General features: G+C 72.1%; 14 protein-coding genes. 6 read left to right on the top strand and 8 right to left on the bottom strand.

Translation table 11 applies throughout. The features are described 5' to 3' along the window. Positions 1 to 84 precede the first annotated feature (84 nt). Both ACF06X_RS08240 and ACF06X_RS08235 read right to left on the bottom strand, forming a co-directional pair. Positions 85 to 1,977: a M64 family metallopeptidase gene (locus tag ACF06X_RS08240; RefSeq protein WP_392286406.1), complete on the bottom strand. Its 1,893-nt coding sequence runs from the start codon at positions 1,975 to 1,977 to the stop codon at positions 85 to 87. A gap of 102 nt (positions 1,978 to 2,079) precedes the next feature. Further along, positions 2,080 to 3,423: a 6-phospho-beta-glucosidase gene (locus tag ACF06X_RS08235; protein WP_392286405.1), complete on the bottom strand. Its 1,344-nt coding sequence runs from the start codon at positions 3,421 to 3,423 to the stop codon at positions 2,080 to 2,082. A gap of 17 nt (positions 3,424 to 3,440) precedes the next feature. Here ACF06X_RS08235 and ACF06X_RS08230 point away from each other — a divergent pair, with 17 nt between their 5' ends. Then, on the top strand, positions 3,441 to 3,827 hold the full coding sequence (locus ACF06X_RS08230) for a VOC family protein (protein ID WP_392286404.1): 387 nt from the start codon (positions 3,441 to 3,443) through the stop codon (positions 3,825 to 3,827). Positions 3,828 to 3,846: 19 nt separating this feature from the next. Here the strand turns inward: ACF06X_RS08230 and ACF06X_RS08225 are convergent, their stop codons facing one another. Then, positions 3,847 to 5,661 carry an FAD-dependent oxidoreductase gene (locus ACF06X_RS08225; RefSeq protein WP_392286403.1) on the bottom strand — a complete coding sequence of 605 codons (1,815 nt, stop codon included), beginning with the start codon at positions 5,659 to 5,661 and terminating at the stop codon, positions 3,847 to 3,849. Positions 5,662 to 5,802: 141 nt separating this feature from the next. Between ACF06X_RS08225 and ACF06X_RS08220 the strand changes: the two genes are divergently transcribed. Beyond that, positions 5,803 to 6,270 (top strand): YchJ family protein, encoded by a 468-nt coding sequence (locus tag ACF06X_RS08220; protein WP_392286402.1) that lies wholly within the window; start codon positions 5,803 to 5,805, stop codon positions 6,268 to 6,270. A 5-nt stretch (positions 6,271 to 6,275) separates the two neighbouring features. Here ACF06X_RS08220 and ACF06X_RS08215 read toward each other — a convergent pair whose 3' ends face one another. The 3 genes from ACF06X_RS08215 to ACF06X_RS08205 form a co-directional block, all read right to left on the bottom strand. After that, positions 6,276 to 8,360, bottom strand: a complete 2,085-nt coding sequence (locus ACF06X_RS08215; RefSeq protein WP_392286401.1) for an MDR family MFS transporter — start codon at positions 8,358 to 8,360, stop codon at positions 6,276 to 6,278. Between the two features lie 209 nt (positions 8,361 to 8,569). Then, the gene (locus tag ACF06X_RS08210; RefSeq protein WP_392286400.1) at positions 8,570 to 8,824 is read right to left on the bottom strand and encodes a hypothetical protein; all 255 of its coding nucleotides are present in this window, start codon (positions 8,822 to 8,824) and stop codon (positions 8,570 to 8,572) included. Between the two features lie 394 nt (positions 8,825 to 9,218). Then, the gene (locus tag ACF06X_RS08205) at positions 9,219 to 10,301 is read right to left on the bottom strand and encodes an ATP-dependent DNA ligase (protein WP_392286399.1); all 1,083 of its coding nucleotides are present in this window, start codon (positions 10,299 to 10,301) and stop codon (positions 9,219 to 9,221) included. A gap of 52 nt (positions 10,302 to 10,353) precedes the next feature. On the opposite strand from ACF06X_RS08205, the gene ligD reads away from it, so the two are divergent. From ligD to ACF06X_RS08185, 4 genes are all read left to right on the top strand, one after another. Next, a complete protein-coding gene (gene ligD, locus ACF06X_RS08200; protein WP_392286398.1) occupies positions 10,354 to 11,427 on the top strand; it encodes a non-homologous end-joining DNA ligase in 1,074 nt (357 codons plus the stop codon). 39 nt (positions 11,428 to 11,466) lie between these two features. Further along, entirely contained in the window at positions 11,467 to 12,219 is a 753-nt protein-coding gene (locus ACF06X_RS08195; protein ID WP_392286397.1) for a class I SAM-dependent methyltransferase, read from the top strand. A gap of 46 nt (positions 12,220 to 12,265) precedes the next feature. Then, entirely contained in the window at positions 12,266 to 12,529 is a 264-nt protein-coding gene (locus tag ACF06X_RS08190; RefSeq protein WP_392286396.1) for a WhiB family transcriptional regulator, read from the top strand. A gap of 81 nt (positions 12,530 to 12,610) precedes the next feature. Then, positions 12,611 to 14,005, top strand: coding sequence for an SDR family NAD(P)-dependent oxidoreductase (locus ACF06X_RS08185; protein ID WP_392286395.1), 1,395 nt, complete (start codon positions 12,611 to 12,613; stop codon positions 14,003 to 14,005). 31 nt (positions 14,006 to 14,036) lie between these two features. Here the strand turns inward: ACF06X_RS08185 and ACF06X_RS08180 are convergent, their stop codons facing one another. Further along, positions 14,037 to 15,011: an acyl-ACP desaturase gene (locus tag ACF06X_RS08180; protein ID WP_392286394.1), complete on the bottom strand. Its 975-nt coding sequence runs from the start codon at positions 15,009 to 15,011 to the stop codon at positions 14,037 to 14,039. A 263-nt stretch (positions 15,012 to 15,274) separates the two neighbouring features. Continuing rightward, complete coding sequence (locus tag ACF06X_RS08175; protein WP_392286393.1) at positions 15,275 to 16,936, bottom strand: ABC-F family ATP-binding cassette domain-containing protein; 1,662 nt, start codon at positions 16,934 to 16,936, stop codon at positions 15,275 to 15,277. Positions 16,937 to 17,176: the final 240 nt, after the last annotated feature.

Genomic DNA, 17,176 nt, shown 5'->3' with positions numbered 1-17,176 from the left:
CCCGCGGCCTCGGAGGGCCGCGGGCCCGCAGTCTCGAAAGGGCCACGCGCCCGCAGCCCCGAAAGGGCCGGGGGCCCGCGTGCCTCAGTCGTCCTGCGGTGCGACCAGCGTCACCAGGAACGATTCCGGCGCGCTCACATTGCCCGCCGCGTCGATCGAGCGGTACTCGACCGTGTGCGTGCCGTAGTCCGGCGTCGCGTCGTCCCACGGGACCGCCCGGGTCCTGCCCAGCTTGCCGTAGACGAGACCGTCGATGACCGTGCCGCCCGGCGAGAAGCGGAACGGCGCGTCGGCGTCGGTCGGCCAGCCGTAGTACGTGTACCAGCCGTCGCCGTCCACCCGGAACTGGCTGACCACGGCGCCCGGTCGGTCGTCGCGCGCCGCCAGCCTCATCGTGAACTCCCGGTCGTAGACGTACTCGACCGGGCGGCCGGGCCGGTGCACCGTACGCAGCGGCTCGGACAGCTCGTACGATTCCGTCGCCGGACGGGCGTCCACGGTCCACCTCAACTCGGCGTCCGTTCCCGGGATCCGGGCCGTCAGCAGGTGAGTGCCGGGGCTGAGGCGCAGCGAACGGAGGTCCAGGTCACGGTCGTTGCCCGGGTTGTCGACCGTCCGGCCGTCCAGCAGCCACCGGACGGCGAGGGTGGCGCGCGTCGGGTGGGTGGTGTCGGCGTGGACCACCGAGCGGGCGGCGACGGGGGACGTCGTCGGCGTGTGGCCGGTGAAGGCCGCCTCGACGCCGCCCTCGGCGTCGTCCTCGGGGGTGGTCAGCGCGCGGTTCACCGTCCAGCTCACCGTACGGGTCAGGGCCGCCGAGCCGCGGATCGCGGGGTCACGGACGAACGGGGTCGGGTCGCTGACCGTCGCCGTCAGCGTGTGGTTCCCGGGGGAGAGGGTCAGGGCGCGCAGGTCGACCGTCCGTGCGCCGCCGGTGCCGAGCGTCCGGCCGTCGAGCCGCCACACCACGTCCAGTTCACCGCCCAGCGGGTGCAGGGTGTCCACCCACACCGTCCGATCGGCCCCGATCGGCGTCCCGTTGGGCGTGTGCGCCTGGACGAGGTTCACCTTCGCCGAGATCGCCTGGACCATCACCTCGCGCTCGACCTGGTCGAAGCCGTAGCCGAGCGTCTTCATGATCGAGTGCTTGCTCGGCCGCCAGACGCCCCGGGTGCTGTACATCCCGCCCTCGTGCCGGCCGATGACACCGCCCGCCTCGCTCTTCTCGCCGAGCCAGCGCCACCACTTGGCGCGCCGCTCCCGCATCTGCTCCTCGGTCAGCAGGGTGTGGTGGGCCGACGACGGCTCGGGGCCGGAGTAGGCGCCGCCGGGGACGCCGCGCGCGTAGTAGTCGTACTCGTCCTGGAGCTTGCCCAGGGAGTGGCCGATCTCGTGCGGGGTGATCAGTGAGGAGAGCGCGTTGCCGCCGGACGCGGTGGCGTAACCGCCGCCGGCGCCGCCGTAGGTGTCGCTGTGGGCGAGGGCCACGACCTGCCGGTTGGCGCCGCTCGTGCCCGGGACGAGGTCGGCGAGCGCGGCCGCCTTCGCGCTGTCGACCGTCAGCAGCCGCTGCACGCTGCCCGGGTCGCAGCCGCCCCAGAAACCCATGTCCAGCGGGGTGTCGCGCCGGGGCGCGTCGAGCCCCGGATCGCAGTCGACCCCCGACTCAGGCGAAGGGACCTCCACCGCCCAGACGTTGATGTACGAGCGGTAGGAGGCGAACGGCTCGATGCTCCACAGCACGTTCAGATGCTTCTCGACGTCGGCCCGGAACGCCGGCATCTCCTGCGCCGTGTAGCCGTCGCCCATCAGGACCAGGTTGAAGCGCTTGTCGGCGGGGCCCGTGGTCTGCACGGGAACGACGGTCGCCGCTTCGACGGCGTCGGTGGAGCCGACGACCGCGGCGGAGCCGGCCGCCGCCGGTCCGGCGCCCACCAGACCGGCGGTCAGCAGACAGCCCGCGGTGAGACGGACCATGGCCCTTCGAAGACGTGTCCCAGGTGAGGTCATGGGGCGCGAGCGTATGCCGCGCCCCCGGTGGCGTAAAGATGTTCGCCGGACAGTCGTCGGACAGTCGCCTCAGCTTCGCAGGTACGCCAGACCCTCGTGCTCCGCCGTGTAGCCGTCGACAAGGCGGCGCGCCACGGACACCGAGTCGACCAGCGGATGCAGCGCGAACGCCTTCACCGCCGTCGCCCGCGATCCGCTCTCCGCCGCCGCGAGGACCTCACGCTCCACCGCCTTGACCGCCGTCACCAGGCCCACCGCGTGGTACGGCAGCGGTGCCACCGACACCGGATGGGCGCCGGCCGCGTCCACGAAGCAGGGCACTTCGACGACCGCGTCCGCGTCGAGCACCGAAAGGGTGGTGCCGTTGCGGACGTTGAGGATGAGCGTGGCGCGTTCGTTGCGCGCGATCGCCCGCATCAGCGCCAGGGCGACCTTCTCGTACCCGCCCGACTCCAGATCGTCCTCGTCCCGCTCGCCGACCCCGGCGGCCTCCCGGTTGGCGGCCATGTACGTCGCCTCCCGGTCGGCGAGCGTGCGGTGCCAGGTGGCCAGGGGAGGCGTGTCGGGCTTCGCCATCTCCTCGTAGAAACCGGCCTGTTGGTCCAGGAGGTAGGCGCCGCGGGTCCGCTCGGCCTGCCGGTAGGCCTGAACGGCCTCCCGGTTGAAGTAGTAGTAGTGCAGGTACTCGTTGGGGATCGCGCCCAGCGAGCGCAGCCACTCCGGGCCGAAGAGCCTGCCCTCCTCGAAGGAGCCGAGCGCCCGCTCGTCCGCCAGCAGGCGGGGCAGCTCGTCCCGGCCGCCGACCCGCAGCCCGCGCAGCCAGCCGAGGTGGTTCAGGCCCACGTAGTCGATCCACGCCTCGCCGGGGTCGGCGCCGAGGACCCGGGCCACCCGGCGGCCGAGCCCCACCGGGGAGTCGCAGATGCCGACGACCCGGTCACCGAGGACCCGGGACATGGCCTCGGTCACCAGACCGGCCGGGTTGGTGAAGTTGATGACCCAGGCGTCCGGGGCGAGTGCGGCGATCCGCCGGGCGATGCGCACCGCGACCGGCACCGTCCGCAGACCGTAGGCGATCCCGCCCGCGCCGACCGTCTCCTGCCCGAGGACGCCCTCGGCGAGCGCGATCCGCTCGTCGGCCGCCCGGCCTTCGAGGCCCCCCACCCGGATCGCCGAGAAGACGAAGTCGGCGCCGCGCAGCGCCTCGTCGAGGTCGGTCGTCGCCGTGACCGCCGGCGCGTCGGGCACCCCCGCGCCCTGCTCGGCGAGGACCCGGGCGACGGCCGAGAGCCGCCCGCCGTCGAGGTCGTACAGCGTGACGTGCGTGACCCGCCCCTCGGCGTGATCGCCGAGCAGCGCGCCGTACACGAGCGGGACCCGGAATCCGCCGCCTCCGAGAATCGTCAGTTTCATGGTCGTACGCTACTGCGATGCACGTATTGAGCAGCCGGATTCTGTTGCGGCCGGCCGATCCCGAACGCTCCCGGCGCTTCTACGGCGAGACGCTCGGCCTCGCGGTGTACCGCGAGTTCGGCACCGGCCCCGACCGGGGGACCGTCTACTTCCTCGGCGGCGGCTTTCTGGAGGTCTCCGGGCGGGCCGGCGCGCCGCCGGCCCGGCCGGAGCTGCGGCTCTGGATGCAGGTGGCCGACGTACGCGCGGCGCACGAGGAGCTGGTGGGCCGTGACGTGGTGATCCTGCGGGAGCCGGTGACCGAGCCGTGGGGGCTGGTCGAGATGTGGATCGCGGACCCCGACGGGGTGGAGATCGCCGTCGTCGAGGTCCCCGAGGACCATCCGCTGCGCTACCGCCCCTGAGGGCGGGACCGGAGCGGGCTCAGCCCGCGTCCAGGGCGTTGCGCAGGCCGAGGCGGTAGCGCAGCCGGTCGTGCCGCTTGAGCGCCTCCAGTTCGGGGGCGCGGAAGAGCGGCTTCACCGCGCAGCGGGTGGCCGGGGAGCCCGTGCGGTCGAGGAGCGCGTTGACCGCCTGGCGGGCGGAGGCGTTGGCGCCCTCCATGGTCGCCAGGTCGATGTCGACGGCCACGTAGTCGCCGGCCAGGAAGAAGTTGGGCACGGCCGTCGCCGCCCGCGGGCGGTTGTGGAAGGTGCCGACCGGGTGGATGAGGAGCTGGTCGTCGTTGGTCGGGTTCGGGGTGCCGAGGCCGTCCACGCCCGGGTCGAGGAACCAGGAGTGCAGGGCACCGTCCTTGAGCACCGTACGGCCCGTGTCGTTGAACGCCGCCTTGAGCTGCGCCCACACCTCCCGGGCGACCTCCGTGCGGGTGCACTGCTTGGCCGTCTTGCCGTAGAGGACGCCGGGCCGGTCCCACTCCGAGATGTCCACCGAGAGGCAGTCGACGACGGCCCCGTCGCCGTAGTCGGCGGCGAAGTCGCGGGACGGCCAGTGCTCTGCCTGCTGAATACACGTCAGCGACCAGGGCGAGTCGATGCAGTTGGCGTGCCCGGCGAGCAGCGGCGCGGGCTCGGTCAGATAGAACTGGATGCCCGTCATCCAGTCCGTCTCCAGCTTGTCGCACCGCGCGAGCTGCGGATCCGCCGCCCGCAGTGCGGCGCCCCAGGTCCGCCGCGCGTGCTCGACCGGCATCGCCGAGACGTAATGGTCGGCGGTGACCGAACGGCGGACGCCTCCCGGATCCTCGATCACCGCCGCCGCGATCCGCCCGGCACCGGAGTCGTACGCCATCTCCCGTACGGTCCAGCCGACCCGGAACTCCACGCCGAGACCGGTCAGATGGGTGACCCACGGGTCGATCCAGGCCTCGTTGGTGGGCAGGTTCAGGATCCGGTCGAGGGGCCCGTCGGCGCCGCGGCCCAGAGCGTTGAACGCGAAGGCCTCCAGGAGCGTGGCGACCGTGCGGGTGCTGGCCTCCTCGGCCTTGGTGGCCACGATGTTGCGGGTGAGGCCGACGGCGAGGATGCGCTGGTAGTCGTAGCTCATCCGCTCGGCCCGCAGGAAATCCCACCACGGCGTCCGCTCCCATGTCTCGTTCCGCCGCTCGTCGCAGCTGGTGAGGAAGACCAGGAAGCGGTTGACGAAGTACGCCGACTCGTGGAGCGGGATGGAGCGGGCGGTCTCCAGGAGCGCGGTCAGGGCGCGGCGGATCTCGTCGAGGGTGAGCTCGGCGGGCCGGTGGCCGGGCCAGGGCAGCGGGATGCGCAGGTCCTCGCGGCCGGTGCGGGCGAAGGACATCTCGGCCGGGGCGACCAGGTTGTCCCAGACGCCGTTCGCGTTCCCCGGGAAGGGGATGCGGCGCATGGTGTCGGGCAGGTTGTGGTAGATCCCGGGGATGAACCGGAAGCCGTGCTCGGCGGGGAGCGCCCGCCGCCCGCCCCGCGCGCTGTCCGGTACGTCCATGGACCGGGCCTTGCCGCCGAGCGCCCGCCGTTCGTAGACGGTGACGTGGAAGCCGCGTTCGGCCAGTTCGTGGGCGGCGGTCAGGCCGGCGACCCCGCCGCCGAGCACGGCGACCGACGGCGCACCGGTGCTCGCGGTGATGGCGGTGGCGGCGTCGGCCTGTGCCGCCGTCCCGGCCGCGGCGGCCGGGGTCGGTACGGCCCCGACGGCGGCCGCGCCGGTGACCGCGGCGGCCGTGGTCACGAAGGTGCGTCGCGAGGTGCCCGTACGGTTCATGCCCAACCCCTTTACCGGCGGTAACAGTCACGTCCGGCGCAGGAGCATACGGGCGCCCGCCGACGCCCGGAAGTCCCGTGCGGCGCCCGCCGCACACATGGCGCGATCCCGCCCCCGAGGCCCCACGACACAATGGACCCCATGTCCCGACGCAACGCCCGCAGGAACCCCGCCCGCTCCCGGCGCCCCGCCGCCACCACCCCTCTCACCGCAGTCACCGCCGACGCTCCCTGCCCCTGTGGTCTCGCCGCCGCCTATGGCGAGTGCTGCGGGCGCTTCCACGCCGGGGCGACGGCAGCGCCCACGGCGGAGCTCCTCATGCGGTCCCGCTACAGCGCCTTCGTCGTCCGCGACGAGACGTATCTGCTGCGCACCTGGGCGCCGGAGACCCGTCCTGGTGAGATCGACTTCGACCCGTCGCTGCGCTGGACGGGGCTTGAGATCCGGGACACCACCGACGGCACCGCCTTCCACCAGGCCGGGACCGTCACCTTCGTCGCCCGCTACACCCAGGCAGGAGAAGCCGGCTCGCTGCACGAGCGCAGCCGGTTCCGCCGCCACGAGGGCGCGTGGGTGTATGTGGACGGGGAGTTCCTCGACGGCGCCTGAGGCCGTCAGGACACGACGCCGACCGGCTCGCGGCGGACCGACGGCAGGCCGTTCGAGAGGTCCTCCGCGATCAGCTTCTTGGCGATGGCGTCCGTCGCCGCCCGCAGCTCCGGCCCGCTCGGCCGGCCCCGCTCCCCCTCGATCCGGGAGCTCAGCCACTGCCCCCAGGCGCGCGTGATGACCTCGGCCTCCCGCTTCCCCGCCGGGGTGTGCGAGAGCAGCGAGCCGTCCCGGGTCAGGAAGCCCTCGTCGACCATGCGGTCGAAGACCGGCAGCAGGACCTCCGGCGGCACCCGGCGGCCGGCCGAGATCAGGCCGAGGCTGGCGTGCCCGACCAGCCGGGTGAAGAGCTCGACCTGCATCACCGCCCACGCGCCGGCCATGTCGAGCCGGGTGTCGGATTCGGCGACGATCCGGCGCGCGGTGTCGAGGTCGGTCTTCCGCAGGATCCCGCCGACGGCGAGTTCGAGCAGTTTGGCCGAGTCGCCCGCCGTCGTGGGGGAGCCGAAGCCCTCGCCCATGTCGGGGGCCAGGGCCCGGGCGGTGTCCCGGAGCGGCACCTCCTTCAGGAAGAGCGCCACGACGAGGCCCACGGCGGCGACCGGCACGGTCCACAGGAACACGGTGTGGAGCGTGTCCGCGTACGCCTGGACGATCGGCGCCGCCACGTCGTCGGGCAGTCCGTGGACACCCGCCGGGCTCTGCGCGGCCCTCGCGAGGGCGGCCGGATCCCCGGCCCCGGGGACGGCGGCGGCCTCGCCGACCCCCTGGGCGAGGTTGGGCCCGAGGGAGTTGGCGTAGATGGTGCCGAAGACGGCGGTGCCGAAGGCGCTGCCGAGCGTACGGAAGAAGGTGACGCCCGAGGTGGCGGTGCCGAGGTCGGCGTAGTCCACCGTGTTCTGCACGGCGATCGTGAGCACCTGCATGCACAGACCGATGCCGGCGCCGAGCACGAACATGTAGAGCGACTCCAGCCAGGTGCCGGTCCGCGTGTCCATCAGCGAGAGCAGGAAGAGGCCGATCCCCATCACCAGACAGCCGGCGATGGGGAAGATCCGGTAGCGGCCGGTCCTGCTCACCACGTTGCCGCTGTAGATCGAGGCGATCAGCAGACCGACGACCATCGGCAGGGTCCGGATGCCGGAGACGGTGGCCGAGTCCCCGTCGACGTACTGCAGATACGACGGGAGGAAGATCATGGAGCCGAGCATGGCGAAGCCCACCACGAAGCTCAGCACGGAACAGACGGTGAACACGGGATTGGCGAAGAGCCGCATGGGCAGCATCGGTTCGGCGGCCCGCGTCTCCACCCGGCAGAACAGCGCGAGCGCGGCCAGACCGCCGGCGAAGAGCCCGATGATGACGCCGGAGCCCCACGCGTACTCGTTGCCGCCCCAACTGGTCGCCAGGATCAGGGCGCTGGCGCCGAGGGCGACCAGCGCGATGCCCGCGTAGTCGATGACCGGCCGGCTCGCGGAGCGGACGGAGGGGATCGTGCGGGCGGCGGCGATGACCACCAGGATCGCGAGGGGGACGTTGACGTAGAACGCCCAGCGCCAGCTCAGGTGATCGGTGAACAGGCCGCCGAGCAGCGGCCCGATGACGGTGGAGATGCCGAAGACGGCGCCGATCGCGCCCTGGTACTTGCCGCGGTCGCGCAGTGGGATCACATCGGCGATCAGCGCCATCGAGGTGACCATCAGGCCGCCGGCGCCGATGCCCTGCAGGCCGCGCCAGACGATCAGCAGGGTCATGTTGGTGGCGAGGCCGCAGAGGAACGAGCCGGTGATGAAGACGATCGCGGAGATCTGGAAGATCACCTTGCGGCCGAAGAGGTCGCCGAACTTGCCGACCAGGACGGTGGCGACCGTCTCGGCCAGCAGATAGGCGGTGACCACCCAGGACATGTGGGCGGCGCCGCCGAGGTCCGAGACGATCGTCGGAAGGGCGGTGCCGACGATCGTCTGGTCCAGCGCGGCGAGCAGGACGCCGAGCATGATCGTGCCGAAGACGATGTTGCGGCGGCGACGGTCGAGCACGGGGGGCTCGGCGGCCGGGGGCGCGGGGGCGACGTCGCTGGTGGTGGTCACCCTCGCAGCCTCACACCGGGCGCGGCCGCCCGCATGCGGGGGACGGCCGAACCGGTGCGGCGCCGGGGGCGCGCCCCGAACGGGCTACGCCGGGTTTCCTGGCCGGGTCGGCGCGGTCGGTCCGTCGGCCGGGTCGGTCCGGTCGGTCCGTCGGCCGGGTCGGTCCGGTCGGTCCGGTCGATCCGGCCCGGTCAGCTCGGGCGGCGCGGTCAGTTGTGGCGGACCGGCAGCAGGGGGTGGTGCTTGGCCAGGATCTTGTTGGCCCGCGCCAGGGTGGACAGGGCGTGCTCGCGGTCGGCGCGGTCCTCCGCGCAGAGCGGCCCGCGGAACCGGTACACCTCGCGCGCGGCGCAGTCGGCGTCGATCTCCGCCTGCAGGACGTGCAGCGGCAGGCACGAACCGATCAGCGCGGCCACACGGTCGGGGATCGGAACGGGAACGAGGCGCGAGGGCGAGGTGATCACGAGTCAGTCCTTGTGGGTCCGGGTCGAGGCGGGGTCTCTCCTACATACGTACCGGATGTGCTTCGTGGTTCGTCGACGGGGATGTCTCCGTGCCGCAACGGCGGTCGGGCCGTTCGGCGAGGTGTACGGATCATCGAGGCACCGGGCGCGGGGCGGGAGCATCGGAGGCGCGCCGCGTTCCCGCAGGTGCGCGGCGCGCGGCGCGATCACCGCACCGAAAGGATGGTGAGGATCGCTCAGACGTCCGTCGAACAACGGGTCATGATTCCGTTTTTCGGCGGCCGGCGGCCCGTCGGGGAATGTGAAGCATCTCACCTCCGTACGGGGGGAGATGAGGTGCGAGCGGCGGCTCGGGCACCGCTCGCGCACCGGCTCGGGCCGAGGCCGACTGCGGCTACCGCCGGGACGGGGGACCGCCGGAGGAGAGCACCTCGGACAGGTCGTACGAGACCGGCTCCTCCAGCTGCCCGTACCCGCAGGACTCCGGCGCACGGTCCGGCCGCCACCGCTTGAACTGGGCCGTGTGCCGGAACCGGTCGCCCTCCATGTGGTCGTACCCGACCTCGCAGACCCGTTCGGGCCGGAGCGCCACCCACGACAGGTCCTTCTTCCCCGACCAGCGGCTTGGCGCGCCCGGGAGCCGCGCGCTCTCGTGCGCCGACTCCTCCGCCCACGCCGCCCACGGATGCCCGTCGGGCGGGTCCATCCGCAGCGGTTCGAGCTCCTCGACGAGCTCCGCGCGGCGCTTGGCGGTGAAGGCCGCGCAGACGCCGACGTGCTGGAGTGAGCCGTTCTCGTCGTACAGGCCGAGCAGCAGCGAGCCGACCACCGGCCCGGTCTTGTGGAAGCGGTAACCGGCCACCACCACGTCGGCCGTCCGCTCGTGCTTGATCTTGTACATCAGCCGGGCGTCCGGCCGGTAGGGCAGATCCAGCGGCTTGGCGATCACGCCGTCCAGGCCCGCCCCTTCGTACTGCTCGAACCAGTGCGCCGCCACGTCCGGATCCGTCGTCGCCGGTGCCAGATGGACCGGCGCGTCCACCCCGCGCAGGGCCTCCTCGAGAGCGGCCCGCCGGTCCGTGAGGGGAGTGTCCATCAGCGACTCGTCGCCGAGGGCGAGCAGGTCGAAGGCGATGAAGCGGGCCGGGGTCCGCTCGGCCAGCATCCGCACGCGGGAGTCGGCGGGGTGGATGCGTTCCGTGAGCCGGTCGAAGTCGAGGCGGCCGTCGTGCTCGATCACGATCTCGCCGTCGATGACGCACCGGTGCGGGAGCCGGGGCGGCAGCGCCGCGGCCAGCTCGGGGAAGTAACGGGTGAGCGGCTTGCCCGTACGGCTGCCGATCACCAGCTCGGGGCCGTCGCGGTGCACGATGGCACGGAAGCCGTCCCACTTGGCCTCGTACTGCATCCCGGGCGGGATCTTCTTCACGGCCTTGGCCAGCATCGGCTTCACGGGCGGCATCACCGGCAGATCCATGGGTCGATTGTCCGGTATGCGGCTAATGTCGGCGAGCCCTAGGCTGTCACGCATGGCAGGCAAAGCGGCAGCGATCGAGCTGGAGGTCGGAGAGCGGACCGTACGCGTCTCCAATCCGGACAAGGTCTACTTCCCCGAGACCGGCTACACCAAGCTCGACATGGTCAGCTACTACCTGGCCGTCGGCGAAGGCATCACCCGCGCCCTGCGGAACCGGCCCACGACGCTGGAGCGCTATCCCGACGGGGTGACCGGCGAGTCCTTCTTCCAGAAGCGCGCCCCGAAGAACCTCCCGGACTGGATCCCGACCGCGCACATCACCTTCCCCAGCGGGCGCTCCGCCGACGAGATGTGCCCGACCGAACCCGCGGCCGTCCTGTGGGCCGCCAACCTCGGCGCCGTCACCTTCCACCCGTGGCCGGTACGGCGCGAGGACACCGACCACCCCGACGAACTGCGTCTCGACCTCGACCCGCAGCCCGGCACCGACTACGCCGACGCCGTGCGCGCCGCCCACGAACTGCGCGCCGTCCTCGACGAGGCGGGGCTGCGCGGCTGGCCCAAGACCTCCGGCGGGCGCGGCCTGCACGTCTTCGTCCCCATCGAGCCGCTCTGGACCTTCACCCAGGTCCGCCGCGCGGCCATCGCCGCCGGCCGTGAACTGGAACGCCGGATGCCCGATCACGTGACCACGAAATGGTGGAAGGAGGAGCGCGGGAGGAAGATCTTCGTCGACTACAACCAGACGGCGCGCGACCGCACCATCGCCTCCGCCTACTCCGTACGCCCCCGGCCGCACGCCCCCGTCTCCGCTCCGCTGCGCTGGGAGGAGGTCGACGACGCGACGCCGCGGGACTTCGACATCAGGACGATGCCGACCCGGTACGCCGAGATGGGTGACGTCCACGCCGACATAGACGACCAGCGGTTCAGCCTGGAGGGCCTGCTCGAACTGGCCCGCCGCGACGAGGCGGAACACGGCCTGGGGGACCTGCCGTACCCGCCCGAGTACCCGAAGATGCCGGGCGAGCCGAAACGGGTCCAGCCGAGCCGCGCGAAGAAGCCGGCGAAGCCCGCCGCGACCGACGAGGGCGAGGAGCCGCCACCACCTGGGCTTTCCTCATGATCCGTTCTACCGTTCCCCCCATCGGGAAAGGGGAACCGGATGGACCGGAACATACGTACCGTCGACGATGTGATGAAGCTCCTGGACGGGCTGTTCGCACCGGAGGCCGACCGCTGGACCGCTGACGGAGCCGGCTGGTGGAACGGCTTCTACAGCGACCGGTCCAAAGGCGTGCCGTTCTTCGTGGCGAAGCCGGACGAAAGCCTCGTCTCGTACGTCGACCGGGGTCTTGTCGCACCCGGCCGCGCCCTCGACCTGGGCTGCGGCCCTGGGCGCAACGCCCTCCATCTGGCCTCCCTGGGCTTCGAGGTGGACGCGGTGGACCTCTCCGAGGAGGCGCTGGCCTGGGCCGAACAGCGCGCGGAGGAGGCCGGAGCCGATGTCCGCTTCCACCACGGGGACGCCTTCGAACTCGCCGCGACCGTCCTCTCCGGCCCGTACGACCTGATCTGCGACTCGGGCTGCTTCCACCACCTGCCGCCCCACCGCCGTATCAGCTACCTTCAGTTGCTCGACCGCGTCCTCGCTCCCGGTGGCCATCTCGCCCTGACGTGCTTCGCCTCGGGCCGGATGGGGTCGGAGCTGCCCGACGCGGACTTCTACCGCACCTCGGGTCTGGAGGGTGGGCTCGCCTACACCGAGGAGTCCCTGCGGTGGATCTTCTCCGATCTGACGGAGGTCGAACTGCGGCGCATGCGCGACGAGGCGCCCGACTCCCCGTGCTTCGGCGAGCCCTTCCTGTGGACCGCCCTCTTCCGCAGGGACGAGACGGCGTTCGGCGCGCCGCATTGATCGAACGTTGATGGACCGTTTACGGCCACGGGGGAGCGTGTCAGCCATGCAGACCGACACCACCGTGCTGACCGCTCCCGCCCCCGCCCCCGACATGTCCTGGCAGGAGAACGCCCTCTGCGCCCAGGCCGGGCCCGAGTTCTTCTTCCCGGCCCCCGGCTCCTCCACCCGCGAGGCGAAGCAGCTCTGCGGGGCGTGCGAGGGGCGGGTGGCGTGCCTGGAGTACGCGCTGACACATGACGAGAGGTTCGGGGTGTGGGGCGGCCTCTCGGAGAAGGAACGGATCCGCCTGAAGCGGCAGCGGGGTTGAGCGGCGGCGTCCCGGGACAGGGGGGAGAGCGGGGATAACGGGATGCCGAGCCCGGCCCGCCGTCACTACGATCACCGGATCATGGAGCCCCACCACATACCCGTCACGGACGAGGAACTCGACGCCTTCGACCGCACGATCGCCAGGCTGCGCGGCATGCCCCTCGACGATCCCGCGCGGATCCGGGGCGAGCGGACCGCGGCCCGCTTCGTGCGCGAGAGTCGCAACAAGCGCCGCAGGGCGCTGCGCGCCGAGCAGTCGGCCGCCGACGCCGCGCTCACCGCGCGCACCGCGACCGGGGCCCTCGACCGACGCGAGGACGCGCCGCTCGCGGACGCGGGGAGGGAATCACCGGGCACGTTCCTCAGGACGCGCCACTGCTATGTCTGCAAGACGCCGTACCGACAGGCCGACTCCTTCTACCACCGGCTCTGCCCGCCCTGCGCCGCCGACAACACCACCCGCCGTGCCCTGACCACCGACCTCACCGGACGGCGTGTGCTCCTCACGGGCGGCCGCGTCAAGATCGGGTTCCAACTGGCCCTGATGATGCTCCGCGACGGGGCCGAGCTGCTCGTCACCAGCCGCTTCCCGCACGACACCCTGCGCCGCTTCCGGGCCGCCGAGGGCAGCGGGCGGTGGATGGACCGGCTGACGGTCGTCGCGATCGACCTGCGCGACCCGCGTCAGGTCCTCGGCCTGTGCGAGCGGCTGCGCGCGGACGGCCGGCCGCTGGACATCCTCGTCAACAACGCCGCCCAGACGATCCGCCGGCCCCCGGAGTCGTACGCCCTGCTGGCGGCGGGGGAGCGCGGGGCACTGCCCGAGGGCGTGATCCCCGCGCCGGGGTACGGGCCCGGCGACGCCCGTGCCACGGCCGCCGCCGGCCTCCCGGCCCTCGCCGGCCTGCCCGCACTCGCCGATCTGCCCGCCCTCACGGGTCTGGACGGGCCGGACGGGCCGGACGAGGCCGGGCTGCTGCCCGACCCCTCGCCGCGGAACTCGTGGTCGGTACGCCTCGGTGACCTGGACGCCGTCGAGCTCCTGGAGGCGCAGCTCGTCAACGCCGTCGCGCCGACGCTGCTCTGCGACCGGCTGCTTCCACTGCTGCTCGCCTCGCCGCGGCCGCGCCGCTACATCGTCAACGTGTCGGCGGTGGAGGGCCGGTTCGCCGTACGGAACAAGACGGGCGGCCATCCCCACACCAACATGGCGAAGGCCGCCCTCAACATGCTGACCCGCACCAGCGCCGCTGAGCTGGCGGAGCAGGGCGTCCACATGTGCAGCGTCGACACGGGGTGGATCACGGACGAGAACCCCGCGCCCCGCAAGGCCAGGATCGCGGCCGTGGGCATCCGTACGCCGCTCGACGTCGTCGACGGCGCGGCGAGGATCTACGACCCGATCGTGCGCGGCGAGGCGGGGGAGCCCCAGTCCGGGGTCTTCCTGAAGGACTACGCCGTGGCGGAGTGGTGACCCCTCAGGAGGACCCGGGCGCGCAGAAGGATCAGCCGGCCGCGCGGGCCGCCATCCGCGCCTTGCGGGCGGCGAGCTTCTCGTCGAACTTGCTGGCCTCGCTGTCCAGACCGTCCATGTAGAGCCCCAGCTCCTCCTGGGCCTTCAGGCCCTCCGGGCCGAGGCCCTCGATCTGGAGCACCTTGAGGAACCGCAGCACGGGCTGCAGGACGTCGTCGTGGTGGATGCGCATGTTGTAGATCTCGCCGATCGCCATCTGCGCGGCCGCCCGCTCGAAGCCCGGCATGCCGTGACCGGGCATGCGGAAGTTCACCACGACGTCCCGCACGGCCTGCATGGTCAGGTCGGGGGCCAGCTCGAAGGACGCGCCCAGCAGGTTGCGGTAGAAGACCATGTGCAGGTTCTCGTCGGTGGCGATGCGCGCCAGCATCCGGTCACAGACCGGGTCGCCCGACTGATGGCCGGTGTTCCGGTGCGAGATGCGGGTGGCGAGCTCCTGGAAGGCGACGTACGCGACCGAGTGCAGCATCGAGTGCCGGTTGTCGGACTCGAAGCCCTCGCTCATGTGCGCCATCCGGAACTGCTCCAGCTTGTCCGGGTCCACCGCGCGCGAGGCGAGGAGGTAGTCACGCATCACGATGCCGTGGCGGCCCTCCTCGGCGGTCCAGCGGTGCACCCAGGTGCCCCAGGCGCCGTCGCGGCCGAAGAGGCTGGCGATCTCGTGGTGGTAGCTGGGGAGGTTGTCCTCGGTGAGCAGGTTCACCACGAGGGCGATCTTGCCGATGTCGGTGACCTTGGACTGAGAAGGGTCCCAGGCCTCGCCGTCTTCGAAGAAACCGGGGAAGTTCCGGGCGTCGGACCAAGGGACGTACTCGTGCGGCATCCAATCCTTGGTGACCTTGAGGTGCCGGTTGAGCTCCTTCTCCACGACCTCTTCCAGCGCGTACAGCAGGCGGGCGTCGGTCCACCCCGTCGAGCTGCCGAGGTGGGGAGAGGTGAGCGTCACGGGGACTCCTGGGGGACGGGGAAAGGGGAACGGAATTACCTACGCATTCGTAGGTTACGAAACCGTAGGTTAAGGCTCCGTAAGGCGTCGGCCAAGCCCGTCTCAGCGATGTCCGGTTACGTTCCGTTATGTACGCAGCATGTGCGCGGCTCGGGCCCGCCCGTAGAGATCCAGGTCACGTGCGTGGGCGGGCCCGTCCGTCGCGATCATGGCTACGCAGAGCAGACGCCCCGAACGGGTGGCGCGCGAAAGGGCGCGGCGGACTACCCCGCCGAGCCGGCCGACCGGGCCTCCGGCAGACCCTCCCGTACCGCGTCCGCCGTCGTCGGCCGCAGCTCACCGTCGAGTAGCAGCCAACGGGTGATCCCGAGCGACTCCAGGAACGGCACGTCGTGGCTGGCCACGATCAGCGCGCCTTCGTACGACTCCAGCGCCGCCGTCAGCTTCTGGACCGACGCCATGTCCAGGTTGTTGGTCGGCTCGTCCAGCATCAGCAGCTGCGGTGCCGGTTCGGCGAGCAACAGTGCCGCGAGCGTCGCCCGGAACCGCTCCCCGCCCGACAGCGTGCCGGCCGGTTGATCGGCCCGGGCGCCCCGGAACAGGAACCGGGCGAGCCGCGCCCTGATCGCGTTCACCGTCGCCGTCGGCGCGAACCGGGCGACGTTCTCCACGACACTGAGCCCGTCGTCCAGCACATCCAGGCGCTGCGGCAGGAAGCGCAGCGGCACCTCCGTCACCACCTCGCCCGACACCGGCTCCAGCTCCCCGGCGACGGTCCGCAGCAGCGTGGTCTTGCCCGCTCCGTTCCGGCCGACGAGCGCGATCCGCTCCGGACCGCGCAGCTCGAACTCGCCGCCGACCCGGGCGCCGTACCGCAGTTCGAGCTCCCGCAGCGTCAGCACGCCCCGGCCCGGATGGACCGTGGTGCGCGGCAGCTCGATCCGGATCTCGTCGTCGTCCCGTACGGCCTCCACCGCCGCGTCCAACCGCTCCCTCGCCTCGGCGAGCCGCTCGGAGTGCAGGGCCCGGTGCTTGCCCGCGGACACCTGCGCCTCGCTCTTGCGGCCGTTGGCGACGATCTTCGGTACCACCTTGTTCTGGGCGCTCTTCTGCGCGTACCGCTTGCGCCGTGCCAACTTGAGGTGGGCCTCCGACAGTTCGCGCTTCTGACGCTGTACGTCCGCCTCGGCGACCCGCACCATGCGGTGCGCCGCCTCCTGTTCGGCGGCGAGCGCCTCCTCGTACGCGGAGTACGCGCCGCCGTACCAGGCGACCTCGCCGTCCCGCAGATCGGCGATCTGGTCGACCCGCTCCAGGAGTTCGCGGTCGTGGCTGACGACGACCATGACCCCGGACCAGGCCTCCACCGCCTCGTAGAGCCGCCCCCGGGCATGGAGGTCGAGATTGTTGGTCGGCTCGTCGAGCAGCAGGATGTCCGGCCGCGCCAGCAGCAGCGCGGCGAGCCGCAGCAGGACCGACTCGCCGCCCGACACCTCGCCGATGGTCCGGTCGAGGCCGATGCGGCCGAGGCCGAGCCCGTCGAGCGTGGCGCGGGCCCGCTCCTCCACGTCCCAGTCGTCGCCGACGGCCGCGAAGTGCTCCTCGGCGGGATCGCCGGCCTCGATGGCGTGCAGCGCGGCACGGGTCCGCGCGATGCCGAGGGCCTCGTCGACGCGGAGCGTGGTGTCCAGGACCAGGTTCTGCGGCAGGTACCCGACCTCGCCGACGGTCCGGACGGTGCCGGAGGCGGGGGTCAGCTCACCGGCGAGCAGCTTGAGGAGCGTGGACTTCCCCGAGCCGTTCAGGCCGATCAGACCGGTCCTGCCGGGACCGACCGCGAGCCGGAAGTCGTCGAGGACCTCCGTGCCGTCGGGCCAGGAGAAGGAGAGGGACGAGCAGGTGATGAAGGTGGGGCGGGTCGCCATGGGGGCCTCCCTGTTGCGAGAGCGTGGGCTGGGGCAACGGGTGAGACACCGGGGGGCGCGGGCAGGCACAGAGGCTCGTACGCCGAGGTCGAACACGGCACACGCGGCACGAAGGGGCACGCGCGGCACGGTGTCTCGAACCTCAGACGAGCAACGGCCTTCTCCGATCTGGCGACGACAGGGCCAGGTCAGGACGGTACGCGCGCCGCCGGGCGGGAGGCAATCGATTTACGGGCGGGG

The sequence above is a fragment of the Streptomyces sp. NPDC015346 genome, assembly GCF_043078785.1.
In the GTDB taxonomy this organism is placed as follows: Bacteria; Actinomycetota; Actinomycetes; order Streptomycetales; family Streptomycetaceae; genus Streptomyces.
Note: the sequence above shows the minus strand (reverse complement) of the source record. Positions and strands in the feature narration are given on the sequence as shown.

Excerpts from the sequence above, each read along its gene's own strand:
- ACF06X_RS08175 (WP_392286393.1), bottom strand. The coding sequence starts at position 16,936 with ATGGCGACCCGCCCCACCTTCATCACCTGCTCGTCCCTCTCCTTCTCC.
- ACF06X_RS08240 (WP_392286406.1), bottom strand. The coding sequence starts at position 1,977 with ATGGTCCGTCTCACCGCGGGCTGTCTGCTGACCGCCGGTCTGGTGGGC.
- ACF06X_RS08220 (WP_392286402.1), top strand. The coding sequence starts at position 5,803 with ATGTCCCGACGCAACGCCCGCAGGAACCCCGCCCGCTCCCGGCGCCCC.
- ACF06X_RS08185 (WP_392286395.1), top strand. The coding sequence starts at position 12,611 with ATGGAGCCCCACCACATACCCGTCACGGACGAGGAACTCGACGCCTTC.
- ACF06X_RS08190 (WP_392286396.1), top strand. The coding sequence starts at position 12,266 with ATGCAGACCGACACCACCGTGCTGACCGCTCCCGCCCCCGCCCCCGAC.
- ACF06X_RS08235 (WP_392286405.1), bottom strand. The coding sequence starts at position 3,423 with ATGAAACTGACGATTCTCGGAGGCGGCGGATTCCGGGTCCCGCTCGTG.
- ACF06X_RS08230 (WP_392286404.1), top strand. The coding sequence starts at position 3,441 with ATGCACGTATTGAGCAGCCGGATTCTGTTGCGGCCGGCCGATCCCGAA.
- ACF06X_RS08195 (WP_392286397.1), top strand. The coding sequence starts at position 11,467 with ATGGACCGGAACATACGTACCGTCGACGATGTGATGAAGCTCCTGGAC.
- ligD (WP_392286398.1), top strand. The coding sequence starts at position 10,354 with ATGGCAGGCAAAGCGGCAGCGATCGAGCTGGAGGTCGGAGAGCGGACC.
- ACF06X_RS08205 (WP_392286399.1), bottom strand. The coding sequence starts at position 10,301 with ATGGATCTGCCGGTGATGCCGCCCGTGAAGCCGATGCTGGCCAAGGCC.
- ACF06X_RS08225 (WP_392286403.1), bottom strand. The coding sequence starts at position 5,661 with ATGAACCGTACGGGCACCTCGCGACGCACCTTCGTGACCACGGCCGCC.